This is a genomic window from Flavobacterium sedimenticola (genome assembly GCF_030053345.1).
GTDB classification, from domain to species: domain Bacteria; phylum Bacteroidota; class Bacteroidia; order Flavobacteriales; family Flavobacteriaceae; genus Flavobacterium; species Flavobacterium sedimenticola.
This window is the reverse complement of sequence record NZ_JASGBP010000003.1, coordinates 249,468-263,097: the sequence shown is the minus strand read 5'-3', so window position 1 is coordinate 263,097 and position 13,630 is coordinate 249,468. Positions and strand designations below refer to the sequence as shown.

Here is a 13,630-nt window from a genome sequence, read left to right as displayed (position 1 = left end):
TTGTGAATTTAGCGAAAAAAAATTATGAGTTTTTTAATCTAACAAGACAGAAAAAGTGTCACCTTGGTTCATGTCACCGGTTTTATACCCTTTCATAAACCATTCCATCCGTTGTTCGGAGGTACCGTGCGTAAAACTGTCGGGTACCACTTGGCCCTGCATTTTACGCTGTATGGCATCGTCTCCCACCGCATTCGCGGCACTCAAAGCTTCTTCTATATCGCCTTCTTCCAAAAGATTTTTATTGTAGTGCGCCCAAACGCCGGCATAAAAATCGGCTTGTAATTCTAAGCAAACGGAGAGTTTGTTGGCTTCTTTTTCGCTTTTTCCCTGTTGCAATTGGCGAACTTTGCCCGAAGTTCCGAGCAGGGTTTGCAAATGATGTCCCATTTCGTGAGCAATTACATAGGCAATAGCAAAGTCGCCGCCCTGGGCACCAAATCGGGTTTTGAGTTCTTCAAAAAAACGCAAATCCATATAAATTTTTTGGTCACCCGGACAGTAAAAAGGTCCGGCTGCTGCCGTTGCGCTGCCGCAAGCCGTATTCACGCCGTCATCAAATAATACCATACCGGGCTCTTTGAAATTCAGGTCGTTTTCCTGAAAAATCTTTGTCCAAGTTTCGTTATTGTATACAAAGCAAGATTCGGCGAAATCGCCCAGTTCTTTTTCTGCCGCCGATAATTCTCGGGTTGGCGTTGCCTCAGTTGACGTTCCGGTTCCTTGGGTTTGTTCCAGGATGTTCCCAATGGTTTGTCCGGTTTGTCCGCCGAACATATTGAGCAATAAAATAATGATACCTAAAGCACCACCACCCAGAAGCGCTTTCCGCCCGCCCGACATACCACGGCGGTCTTCAAATTGGTCACTGTTTTGTTTTTCCCATTTCATAACGGTTCGGTTGTTAGTTTAACTGTAGTAAATCGGCTATAATTTTTCCTAAAAGTTCTTTGTCAATGGGTTTCGGAATGTAATCGTTCATGCCGTGTTCGATACATTTTTCCTTTTCACCAACCACGGTTCCGGCTGTTAGCGCTATAATCGGTATTTTGTTGGTATCCGGTAGTTTCCGAATGGCTTCAGTAGATTCGTAACCATTCATTACCGGCATTTGAATGTCCATCAAAATCAAATCGGGTAGTGCTGTTTGCACTTTCTCCAACGCTAATTTACCATTTTCAAGTTCCACCACCTCGGCATTGGGTAAAATTTGTTTGACTAATGTTTTGGCCAACAACATATTAATCTTATTGTCCTCTACAATATACACCAGTTTTTTATCATGGGTGAGAACACTGTTTTTTTGAGTTGTCTTTAGTGCAGCATCCTTGTTATTAAAAGAATCAGTACTCTGGTCGGCATATTTCACTTCAAGAATAAAACTGAATTCACTGCCTTTGTTAGGCTCGCTTTCCAATTCCAGATGACTGTTCATTAAGCCCAGTAACTGATTCGAAATCGTTAATCCGAGTCCGGTACCGCCAAATTTTTTGGAGGTCGAATTGTCTTCTTGTGAAAAAGCTTCAAAAATTTTAAGTTGATTGCTTTTCTTGATACCGATACCGGTGTCTTTAACGGTAAACTGCAATTGAATGGTATCGTTATTGATGGTTTTAAAAACGGAAACCGATAATTCAACGGTGCCTTTTTCGGTAAATTTGACGGCATTACTCAACAAATTAATCAAGACTTGTTTTAATCGAATGTAATCAATCCAGATATATTTCGGTACCTTGGAATGAATGTTGAGCGACAGTTCTAATTTTTTATGATTGGCTTCGTATCGCACCAAATCGATGACTTGGTGTAAAACTTCTGAAATATTGGTTTTTTCAATGTTAAGCTCTAATTTTCCCGATTCGATTTTGGAAAAGTCTAGGATGTTATTGATAACTTCCATCAATGAGTTAGCCGACTGATTGATGGTATCCATGTATTTTTTTTGGATGCTTTCAAGATTGGTGTGCATCAACAGTTCGGTAAAACCAATAATACCATTAAGCGGTGTTCGGATTTCATGACTCATATTGGCCAGGAATTCCGATTTGGCGCGGTTAGCGGCTTCAGCATAATTTTTGGCCTTGATGGCTTCTTCCGCTTCCATGCGTTGGGTAATATCGATAAAGATACCTACGATATATTCAATCTCGTCCTCTTTAAAAATAGGTTCTCCAAACTCTTCCACCCAAATGTACTGTCCGTTTTTATTGATAATTCGGTAGATGAGATGAATTTTTTGTTTCAATTTAAATAGTTCGCCGGCTCTTTTTTTAACGGTTTCAATGTCGTCGGGATGCACCAAATCGATATAGAAAATTTTGCCTTGTAAAAAATCTTCTTTGGGATATCCGGTTAATTTTTCAATTTCATCGTTGAGGTAAATTTTTGACCACTTTTCATCGTATTTAGACAAGTGAACCGTTCCCGGAATATTATTGGCCAAGAGTCGGAATCGTTCTTCACTCTCTTTAATAATGGCTTCGTTGATATTTCGCTCAAAGGCCGAGGCAATGTTATTAGACAACGATTGCAGGATGGTAATCTCATCAATAGTCCACTCTCTTTCTTGAGTAGTATCATCAAAAACTAAGAATCCGTTCATGTTGTTTTTGACTACTATCGGCAAAAATAAGATTGATTTAGAATCTAAATTTTTCAGGAACGCTCTGGTGGGTTCATCCTTAATTTTTCTGACGATAGCAGAGTAAAAATAATTTTTGGTCATGTTTTTCAACACAAAATCCAATAATTCCGGACTCAATCCCTGTAGTGCCGGGTTGGGTTCGGCAAATCCGTTTTCTGAAGATAGCCATCGTTGTTTTTGATAATATAATTGGGTTTTTTCATCCAAAACAAAAAATGAAATCCGATCTACTTTCAACACATTTCCAATCTCATTTAAAATGCCTCTCAGGATGTCATCGGAATTTTTTTGAAGTAAAAATTTGTCAAAATTTTTGCTGATTACGGTCAGGATTTCACTCTTGTAGGAAAGCTTTTTGTCGGATTCCAATAACAATTGCGATTCGATGGCAATGGCTATTAAATCGGCTATGGAACGTGAAAAATTAATATCTTCATTATCCCATTCCACCGCATTTTCTGTTTTTTCGAAACACAGTATCCCAATGATTTTTCCATTGATAAAAATAGGCGTATCGAGTAACGATTTAATATTGTTTTTAGGAAAATACTCGTAACAAAGTTCTTCGGTTATACTGTTGTTGTACACATTAGAAGCCACGATTTGCATACCGGTTTCCAGATGGCCGAAATATACAGGATAGCTCTCACGAGCCATAAAAAAGTTTTTCTCAAAGCGATCGCTTTGCAAGTAATAAATATTCTCACACTTTACACCTTCGGGTAAATAGGACCAATAGCCCACGCGGTCTATTCCGCAATTGGTGGCGGCTACTTTGAGTATGTTTTTTAGAATTCCGTTAAATGTATCTTTGTTGGAATAACTTTGGGAGGTTAATATTTTTAAAGTTTCATTGTGAATCCTGACTTTTTTACTACGGTTGTAATGTTCTATTTCGAGATTTTTAACCAAAGTAATATCTCTGGCAATAGCTGAAAACCCGGTGATTTCACCAGATTCGTTTGTTTTTAAAGTTACCTTTTGGGACACCCAAACCGAATCTCGGTCTTTTTTCAATAGCGGGAAGACTAAATCGGTGTACTCATGCGTTTCTAGTGGTATTTCTTTATAGAAATCGACCACATACTCTAAATAGTCGTTTCTAATAAAATCGGTGAATTTCTTTCCCAAGATATCTTCTTTATCGTATCCTAGCGTTTTAACGGCAAACTGATTCACATACGTAACAATGGCATTATTATCAATTTCATAGATAAAATCGGCGGCCGATTCGATCAAACTTTGGTATCGGTCTTTTATTTTAACTTGTTCTGTTACATCTTGTCCAATTCCGATAATGACATCATCTGAATATTTTTTATCTTTCCATTGAATGAATTTATACTCTCCGTTTTTGCATTTTAGTTTGCGAACATAAGAACGTTCATCGATAAAACTGTTATGGTAGTCTTCTCCTATAAATTCGGGATCTTCGGTTAGTTTCCAATAATTCATTCCCAAAATTTCCTCGGCTCGATAGCCTAAAATGGCTTCAATGGATTGGCTGCAAAAAGAAACTTCACCTTTCTTGTTGGTTGTCATGATAATCGAATTTCCATTGTTTACGATGATATCCGAAAAAAGAAACCTGTTTTTCGTTTCTAACAGCGCTAAATGTCTTGAAATATGAATAGCTACCGTTGAAATTGTGGTACAAAAAAGCAAAATAATCATTTTAGATTCTAACCATTGGGCATGGTAACTGTAAATCAAAAACAAAAAAATCAGGATTAAAAAACCCCAATAATGCACAATGTTTTTTATCACAAAGTAGGAAAGGAAAAAGGCAATGATGAAAGCAACGTATGAGATTAACTCAAAAGGCTCAAAAAATAAATTGTAACTGATAAAACAGAAATACGAAAAATAAAAAATGGTGAAAATGGTGGAAATGTTTTTTTGGAAATAAGGGTATTTACCCGATAAAAAATAAAATAATATCAAAAAAGCGCCCACCGAAAAGTTAATGTCTAAGTGATGGGTTGTTCGGAGTTTAAATACATCAACAATAGTCTCTACCAGCGGAATGGTAATACCGAAAAAGAGAAAGTAAACTCTGAATTGCTCTTCTTTAGGTTCAAATTCCAGCGATTTGTTGTTGAAATTAATTCTTTTTTGTAGTGTTTTGTTCACAGTTACATACAGTAAGCCTAAAATGGTTAACAATAAAGCGATGATAACATAACTATTGATATGCGTAAATGAAAACAACGAATTCAATGAGAGTAGATTTTATCAATTAAACAATTGGATTTAGAGGTTAAAATTTACGTCCTCAAGATACACAAAAAATTGACATTCACACTATTTATGAAAGCCAATTCAGTATTTTTTTTAAGAATTTTTCTTTCCCTTGATAAGGAGCATAACGAATGGGAATATCGAGCCAATTGGCTTTTCGAACCACTGCCTTTTGATGCGAAAAAGTGTCAAATCCCAGCCGGCCATGGTAAGCACCCATACCGCTTTGGCCTACGCCTCCGAAAGGCAACCTTTTGTTGGCAAAATGGATCATGGTGTCGTTCCAGCAACCGCCGCCAAATTCGTAGGAAGCCATTGTCTTTTTTGCAAATTTTTCGTTGTTTGAAAAAACATAAAAGGCGAGTGGCTTGGCATACCGTGAAATTACCTTTCGGATATCTTCCTCGTTTTGATAACTTAGAACGGGTAAAATAGGTCCAAAAATTTCTTCCTGCATCAGAAGGCTGTCGAGCTTGGGCTCGTCAATCAATGTAGGAGCGATAAAAAAATCGGTTTCCGAGTTTTTGCCGCCAAAGAGAATCGTTTGATCTTGTAGTAACGAAACCTGTCTTTTCCAGTTTTTAGCATTAATGATCCGGGCAAAATCCGGAGAAACTTCCTGATTTTCGCCGTAAGCTTTTACGATTTCTTTCTTAATCAAATGAATCAAATCGGATTTGATATTTTGGTGTACCAAAAGATAGTCCGGTGCAATACAGGTTTGCCCGGCATTAAAAAACTTGCCCCAAACAATTCTTTTGGCAGCTAAAGTCAAGTCGGCACTTTGGTCAATAATACACGGATTTTTTCCACCCAGTTCCAGGGTTACCGGAGTCAAATGTGTAGCGGCTGCCTTAGCGACAATTTTACCAACAGCGACACTTCCGGTAAAAAAGAGGTAGTCCCAGGGTTGCGCTAACAGTTCGGTAGCTTTTTCAGCGCCGCCTTCCACACAAGTAACATGTTCCCGGTCAAAAGTTTCGGCTATAATTTGGGCAATCATTTTGGAGGTATGCGGCGTAAGTTCCGAAGGTTTAACCACCACTTGATTCCCTGCCGCTACGGCGGCTATCAACGGACAAAGCGCCAATTGAAAAGGATAGTTCCACGGCGCTATGATTAACACTTTACCGTAAGGTTCTTTGTAAATGGTGTCGGAAGAAGGAAAGTTTAAAAGCGATGGTAAAACCTTTTTGGGTTTTGCCCATCGCTCTATGTTTTTTAGGGTATGTTGTAATTCGGATAGTACAAAACCGGTTTCAGATAAAATACTCTCAAAAGCCGGTTTTTTAAAATCATCATACAAAGCCCGGATGATTTTTTTTTCGTTTGATTCAACAACAGTCAACAGTTTCCGTAACGATTGTTTCCGATAATCAATATCTGTTTTAAAATTCATAAACCTTACGATTGATAAGGCTAATATACTTCTTTTTTAACAGAATTGACTATAATACATTACAGAAACGCCCAACGGAAACCGGTGTAAATGTCACCTTGTTTGCTGTCGCTCAATAAAGCACTAATCATAGAACTGGTGCCTAAGTAAAATCCGCCTAATCGGAAGCCCAAGCCAATATTGGTGCCGGAGATTTCGTGAAAAGTTACCGGTACATAACCTTCAAAGAAACCTAAGTTTACGCGTGGAGTGATACTAAAAATATTGGGTGCTGTAATTTGCTCGTTGTCGGCGTCATCGTTTAGTTTTTGTTGTAGGTAAGCCGTAACAAAAAATTTAGGGATAATTCGAAAATCAGCGTAAGTCGATACAACGGTTGGTAATTTTACTTTAAAATCTTTTTCTTGAGGCATTTCAGTTAAATAACCATTATCCCTCAGAATTGTTTCTACCTCTTTCAAATTATTAACGTCATCAAACAAACTTAAATCTAAAGGGTCATTTTGAGGGATGTTTAAAATATAATTGGTTGAAGCATTGTTATCGTCTTTAAACGTCATGCTTCCTATATTTCGTATGGCCAATCCGGCATTGACTTTGTATTCTTTGCCGCTTTTCCAACGGTAATTGATTCCGATATCGCCCGAGAAACCGTTTAAGCCGCCAAAAATAGATTTACTGTAATCGTCAAAGTTGGTAAAACTATCCGCTAAACTTCCGGAGTAGGCAATATTTAAGGTAGCAGGCTGGTTAGTGCTTAAGAAGGCACCAAACGCATTTTGGGTAATCGTACCGTCTAACCGGCTTAAACCAAAGTTAGAGTAGGAACCCGGGAATAATAATTTTAAAGTAACTCCCGCACTCCATTGGTGTTTATCGTTTTCAAAAAATGTACGAGCTGCCGAAAGTCCCAATTCCCCATACGCTGTACCGCTTAATCGTTGGTTGTTGGGGTTGTCCAACAACGTAGTATTTAAAATTAAATTATCGTTGGTAATGGCGTTCCCGATGGTTGGGTCAATATCTACCATGTCAAACTTAGCATAGGCTTTAGTGGTAATGGCAAAGCCCCATTTTTGCCAACGCAACCCCAAAGACGGTCCCATTATTTCGGCATCAATACGGGCGTTTACCGGTTCGGTTCCCTGGAAAATGAGTTGGTCGAAATCGGTATCCGAATTAAAATCACTAAAGCCGATTTTGTTATTAGAGACATTAAAACTGAGACCGTAAATAGTCACTTCAAACTTTTTACTGAGGTTCACCAATTCGGCCGGATTCAAATTACCGTTGAGTACCCCAACGCGATTGGAAGTACTGATGCCCGAAAAATGTTCTTGCGCAGTGGCCGAAAGTCCGGAGACAGCCATAAAAATTAAGATGATTTTTTTCATGGTAGGATAGATTTAAGGATATAACAGCCGAGTTTATACAAACCCTAACTTTACAATATAACGTAAAAATAATGATTTTAGTTTAGATAGCCTGCCAAATAGCATCATCGGGTACCGGAGCCACCAGGCTCAACGTTTCTTTGGAAACCGGATGTGTGAAAACCAATTTTCGGGCGTGCAAATGAATGCCGCCATCGGGATTACTGCGGTCAAAACCGTATTTCAAATCCCCTTTGATAGGGCAACCGATAGCCGCTAATTGCGCCCTGATTTGGTGGTGTCTACCGGTATGTAAGTTGATTTCTAAGGCAAAATAATGGTTGAGTGCTGCGATGACTTTATAATCCAAACTCGCCTTTTTGCTCTCGGGAACTTCTTTCAAATGCGCTTTAGAAGTATTGTTTTGCGGATTCCGTTTTAGGAAATGTACCAACGTATCGTGGTCTTGAGGCGGTTTGTTTTTCACCACAGCCCAATAGGTTTTTTGCGTCTCTCTGTTGCTGAAGAGTTCATTCAAACGCGTCAAAGCTTTACTGGTACGGGCAAAAACCACTATGCCTGTTGTAGGTCGGTCCAACCGATGCACCACGCCCAAAAACACCTCACCCGGCTTGTTGTATTTCTCCTTAATATATTCTTTAACGACTTCCGACAAGGGTTTGTCTCCGGTTTTATCGCCTTGAACAATATCACCCACGCGTTTATTTACCACAATAATATGGTTGTCTTCGTGTAAAACCTGTAAGTTGTCTTTAGTAGAGACTTCCTTCATTTTCAAATTTTCAAATCGTCAAATTTTCAAATCTGATTTAATATTGCTCACTCGCATTCGGAAAATCCTGCGACTTCACATCGTCCACATACTGTCCGATTGCTTTGGTCATGTCCTCATACAAGTTCATGTAGCGACGTAAGAATCGCGGACTAAACTCATGGGTCATACCAATCATATCGTGCAATACCAATACTTGTCCGTCAACGCCGCCGCCGGCCCCAATACCAATCACCGGAATCGAGATACTTTTGGCTACTTTCTCTGCTAAGGACGCCGGAATTTTTTCCAGCACCAAAGCAAAACAACCTATTCGTTCCAATAATTTAGCATCTTCCATTAGTTTTTCCGCTTCGGCTTCTTCTTTGGCTCTAACAGTGTAGGTTCCGAATTTGTATATCGATTGCGGTGTTAAACCCAAATGGCCCATGACCGGAATACCGGCATTCAGGATGCGTTTGATACTTTCTTTAATTTCGCTTCCGCCTTCCAATTTCACGGCATGACCCCCGCTTTCTTTCATGATTCTGATGGCCGAACGCAAGGCTTCTTTAGGATCACTCTGATAACTTCCAAAAGGCAAATCGACTACCACTAAAGCACGTTCAATCCCACGAACCACTGAGGAAGCATGATAAATCATCTGATCCAAAGTAATAGGTAAGGTTGTTTCATGTCCCGCCATCACATTACTGGCCGAATCGCCTACTAAAATGACATCCACTCCGGCCGAATCTACAATCTTCGCCATCGTGTAATCATAAGCCGTCAGCATCGATATTTTTTCGCCGTTAGCTTTCATATCAAATAGGGACTTAGTCGTAATTCTTTTGTAATCTTTTTTTGCGGTCGACATGCTACTGTTATTTTTAAGTAAAGGTAATAAAAAGGAATGGTAAAATTTTTCGGAATACGTTTCCGGTGCGCTGCAAAGTTGTAACTTATTTTTGAAGTGACGGACTAATTGCACAAAAAAAGTAGTATGGAAACACAACGCAATTGGAAAAGAGTACACCCGAATACCTATTTCTTTTGGGTGGGTGACAAAAAAATAGGGGAATTAGAATTGCACTACGCACAGTCGAAAAACAAGGCTATGGCCAATATCGAAGGCCAATTGTACGTTATTGAACGCAAGGGATTCTGGAAAAACCGATTGGAAATTACCAACAGCAAAGGCGAAACAGTCCTCAAAGGATACCCGCTCAAGTGGTTCTCCGATACTATGGAACTCAACTACCAAAACACCAAACTGAACCTTAAAGTAAGGAATAATCCCTTAGCGGAATACGCCATTACCGATGCAACCGGAGACCGCATCGCGTATGGAGTAAAAGCGCAAAACGGCGCTGTCTATACGCAAATTTCTACCTCAGAAAACCAGGCTGATTACCTTCTCGATTTCCTGCTGTGGTATCTCTTTCATCCCGTAGCTCAGGACAATTCCGGCGACAGCCAAGTATTCTATACCTTGTTGATGGCACAGTAAAACGCACGAAATGCAAAATAGCCGTTGTGTAAGCTAATTTTGTCTTATTTTTGTCGAAACTGATTGGGAGCGAAGGGTTCGGGCCAAAAGTTAACCGTATTCCTGCTTTCCGTTGCAATCTTTTTTTGTTTTGTCATCCTGAGCCTGTCGAAGGACAAAACAAAAAAAGGATTTCCACTCCAATCAGGGCTAGAAGGTAATCCATTTATAAACATTCGAGATAGTTGGTGCAAACTAACCCGAAACTCGAAACCCGAAACTCGAAATAAAAAAAATATGCCCAAAATACTTATCATCGAAGACGAACCGCAAATTCGAAGAGTATTGATCAAAATACTTACCGAAGAAAGCGATACTTATACCGTTGAAGAAGCCGAAGACGGAAAAATCGGTTTTGAAAAAATCAAAAATGAAGACTACGATTTGGTGTTGTGCGACATCAAAATGCCCAAAATGAGCGGCGAAGAATTGCTCGAAGCGGTCAAAAAAATCAAACCCGAAATTCCGATGGTCATGATTTCCGGCCACGGCGATTTGGAGACCGCTGTCAATACCATGCGTTTAGGCGCTTTCGATTACATCTCCAAACCACCCGATTTGAATCGCTTATTGAACACGGTTCGCAATGCGCTCGATAAAAAGCAATTGGTGGTAGAGAATAAAATCCTCAAGAAAAAAGTTTCCAAAAACTATGAAATCATAGGCGAAAGCGAACCTATCAATCAAATCAAACAAATGATTGAAAAAGTGGCGCAAACCGATGCGCGAGTGCTCATCACCGGACCCAACGGAACCGGAAAAGAGTTGGTGGCACACCAACTGCACGAAAAAAGCGAACGCGCTGCAGCACCGATGATTGAAGTGAACTGCGCCGCCATTCCTTCCGAATTAATCGAAAGCGAATTGTTCGGTCACGTAAAAGGTGCTTTTACGTCAGCGGTAAAAGACCGCGCCGGAAAATTTGAAGCGGCCGATGGCGGAACCATTTTCTTGGATGAAATCGGCGATATGAGTTTATCGGCCCAAGCCAAAGTGCTGCGTGCGTTGCAGGAAAGTTTGATTCAAAGAGTCGGCGCCGACAAAGACATCAAAATCAACGTCCGTGTCATTGCGGCCACCAATAAAGACCTGAAAAAAGAAATCGCCGAAGGACGTTTTCGAGAAGATTTATACCACCGTTTGGCGGTTATTTTAATCAAAGTGCCGGCTTTGAACGACCGTCGCGATGATATTCCGTTATTGATAGAACACTTTGCCGTAAAAATAGCCGAAGAGCAAGGTAATGCACCCAAAGCATTTTCTAAAGAGGCCATTCAATTATTACAAGAATACGATTGGACCGGTAACATCCGCGAGTTGCGTAACGTAGTGGAACGACTTATCATTCTCGGCGGTAATGAGATTTCGGAAACTGATGTGAAATTATTTGCGTCTAAATAGCGGTTAGCTGTCAGCGATTAGCGAGTTTCTTTTTCGCTAAAAGCTAAAAGCTACAGGCTAAAAGCTAAAAAAAAAATGAACCTAAAAAAAATTAACCCCCAACTCCAAAAGGCACTTACCGATTTCGGGTTAACCGAAGCCAATGAGATGCAACAGGAAACATTTTCCACCATCAAAAGCGGAGCCGATGCGGTGATTCAATCGCCCGAGGGCACCGGAAAAACCACCACGATTGTCCTGAATGTCATACAGCGATTGGAAAAAGCGGTAGGAGAGAGTACTCGCGCTTTGATTTTGGTCGAGGATAAAGAAAAAGTATTGGAAATGGTTGAAATGTTCATGATTTTCGGTCAGAACACCAACTTACGTGTTATCGGGTCTCATGATAAAGGCGATATCGACTACGATAAGAACCAAATTTCGGTAGGGATGGATGTACTCATCGGGACGCCTACACGTGTCAATGCATTGTTTTCGTCGGCGGGATTCAATATGAATACGGTTAAAATGTTTGTAATCGATGATGCCGATGAACTCTTTCGTCAGCGTCATGACGCCATAGTGCAACGCTTATCGATGAGTGTCGAAAAAACACAGCGCCTTTTCTTTTGCCGTCAAATTACCGAAAGAGTCGAAGTGTTGGCCGATAAAATCATGATTGAACCCTTGTTTTTTGAAATGGAAGACGAGTAATCCGAATCAAACTTTATGAAGAAAATACTCCAAATGTGGCCGCTTTTTCTTTTCATTTTTATCATCGACAGGCTGATGTTTTTACCCGGTCGTATGAATGGTGAATGGGAATACGTGAGCGGCACTTATCTTGGTGATACGATAGCTTTTGAGGATAACATCTCTATCCTCAATAATATCAATATTGAGATTCAAAAAAACAGACAGTTTGATACGTTTTACTTAGTTGGGTGTTATTTCGGACAACTGTACTTGCTGAACAAGAATACGTTGGAATTTACCCGTTATGTTAGGTATCAGTGATGATAATCTGGGTTATAAACCAAATCAGTTAAAGATTTTTAATCGGCTCACCAACAGCGAAATCAAAAGTCCAAACAGCCCAATAAGCGCAAACGAGTACTTCAAATTGGTGAGTTCGGCAATATAACCAATCAATGGCGGTCCGATTAAAAAACCCAGGAAACTGATACTGGTTACTATAGTCAACGCAATACCGGTTGGCACATTTTTCGTATTTCCGGCCACATTAAAAATAATCGGCACCACATTCGAAACGCCAAATCCTACCAACATAAAAGCGATGGTGCACGGAATCATGAAGGGCAATAAAACCGCCATATACAAACCCAAAGAAATAACTATGCCGCTTACAATCAATACTTTCTTGGAACCATATCGTGCGACTAAAAGATCACTCAAAAATCGACCTGAAGCCATACTAATCATAAAGGTAGTGTAGCCAAGCACCACCAGAGCTCCCGGAGCTTGAATGACCTCTTTGAAATACACACCACTCCAATCAAACATAATCCCTTCGCTGGCCATACCGCAAAAACAAACAACACCGAGCCACAACAAGGTTTTATCGGGATTTTTCCAAAACGAATAGGTTGATTTTTCTGCTGTTGGCTTCGATTTTACCTTAATCATAAACTTATAATTGGTCAGCAGAATAACAATGACAAAGCCAAAAGCAACAGAGAAATGTTGAAACGGACTCAATTCAAAGGCCAACATGAGTAAACCGGTTAAAGCCCCGCAAAATCCGGCCAAACTCCACGAACCATGAAAGGAGCCAATAATGGGTTTGTCGAATAACTGTTGAGTGTAAACGCCTTGCGTATTTACCGCGATATTACAGAAATTGCCAAAGAAACCAAACAGGAGTAACCCTACGGCCAGCTGCCAACTTGCTGTCGCCAATCCCAAAAATGTCAAGCAAAGCGCATACAGAAATAACCCTAAGATGGAAATAGTACGGCTGCCGTAGCGCGTTACAATGTTACCTGAAAAAGGCATGGCTAACAACTGCCCAATCGGTAACGCAAAGAGCATGGTTCCCAACGCAGCTTCACTCAATTGTAAAGCCGATTTGATATCGGGAATACGACTCGCCCAAGTGGAAAAACAAAATCCCATTCCGAAGAAAAACAGAGAGGTTGCTAACCGAACCCGATTCAAATAGGATTTCTTGGCCTTTCGGAATCCTTTTTTAATCTTGGCTTTCGGCAACATCTTGCTCAGGAAACTGTAATTAAATAAAGGCATAGCAATA

General features: G+C 40.1%; 11 protein-coding genes. 4 read left to right on the top strand and 7 right to left on the bottom strand.

What is annotated here, in order from left to right; translation table 11 throughout:
• Positions 1–33: 33 nt before the first annotated feature.
• The 6 genes from ypfJ to panB all read right to left on the bottom strand — a co-directional run bounded on the left by ypfJ (position 34) and on the right by panB (position 9,306).
• Positions 34–891, bottom strand: coding sequence for a KPN_02809 family neutral zinc metallopeptidase (ypfJ, locus tag QHT84_RS07525; protein WP_283238944.1), 858 nt, complete (start codon positions 889–891; stop codon positions 34–36).
• A gap of 13 nt (positions 892–904) precedes the next feature.
• Complete coding sequence (locus QHT84_RS07520; RefSeq protein ID WP_283238943.1) at positions 905–4,864, bottom strand: PAS domain S-box protein; 3,960 nt, start codon at positions 4,862–4,864, stop codon at positions 905–907.
• Positions 4,865–4,952: 88 nt separating this feature from the next.
• A complete protein-coding gene (locus tag QHT84_RS07515) occupies positions 4,953–6,284 on the bottom strand; it encodes an aldehyde dehydrogenase (RefSeq protein WP_283238942.1) in 1,332 nt (443 codons plus the stop codon).
• A 59-nt stretch (positions 6,285–6,343) separates the two neighbouring features.
• Positions 6,344–7,678: a hypothetical protein gene (locus QHT84_RS07510; protein ID WP_283238941.1), complete on the bottom strand. Its 1,335-nt coding sequence runs from the start codon at positions 7,676–7,678 to the stop codon at positions 6,344–6,346.
• Between the two features lie 82 nt (positions 7,679–7,760).
• Positions 7,761–8,450 (bottom strand): RluA family pseudouridine synthase, encoded by a 690-nt coding sequence (locus QHT84_RS07505; protein WP_283238940.1) that lies wholly within the window; start codon positions 8,448–8,450, stop codon positions 7,761–7,763.
• A 37-nt stretch (positions 8,451–8,487) separates the two neighbouring features.
• Positions 8,488–9,306: a 3-methyl-2-oxobutanoate hydroxymethyltransferase gene (gene panB, locus QHT84_RS07500; protein WP_283238939.1), complete on the bottom strand. Its 819-nt coding sequence runs from the start codon at positions 9,304–9,306 to the stop codon at positions 8,488–8,490.
• A 126-nt stretch (positions 9,307–9,432) separates the two neighbouring features.
• Between panB and QHT84_RS07495 the strand changes: the two genes are divergently transcribed.
• The 4 genes from QHT84_RS07495 (at position 9,433) to QHT84_RS07480 (ending at position 12,375) form a co-directional block, all read left to right on the top strand.
• Positions 9,433–9,939, top strand: a complete 507-nt coding sequence (locus tag QHT84_RS07495; protein ID WP_283238938.1) for a hypothetical protein — start codon at positions 9,433–9,435, stop codon at positions 9,937–9,939.
• Between the two features lie 276 nt (positions 9,940–10,215).
• A complete protein-coding gene (locus QHT84_RS07490) occupies positions 10,216–11,379 on the top strand; it encodes a sigma-54-dependent transcriptional regulator (RefSeq protein WP_283238937.1) in 1,164 nt (387 codons plus the stop codon).
• Between the two features lie 75 nt (positions 11,380–11,454).
• Entirely contained in the window at positions 11,455–12,072 is a 618-nt protein-coding gene (locus QHT84_RS07485) for a DEAD/DEAH box helicase (protein WP_283238936.1), read from the top strand.
• 15 nt (positions 12,073–12,087) lie between these two features.
• A complete protein-coding gene (locus QHT84_RS07480; protein WP_283238935.1) occupies positions 12,088–12,375 on the top strand; it encodes a hypothetical protein in 288 nt (95 codons plus the stop codon).
• A 24-nt stretch (positions 12,376–12,399) separates the two neighbouring features.
• Here the strand turns inward: QHT84_RS07480 and QHT84_RS07475 are convergent, their stop codons facing one another.
• A complete protein-coding gene (locus QHT84_RS07475) occupies positions 12,400–13,623 on the bottom strand; it encodes an MFS transporter (protein ID WP_283238934.1) in 1,224 nt (407 codons plus the stop codon).
• Positions 13,624–13,630 lie beyond the last annotated feature (7 nt).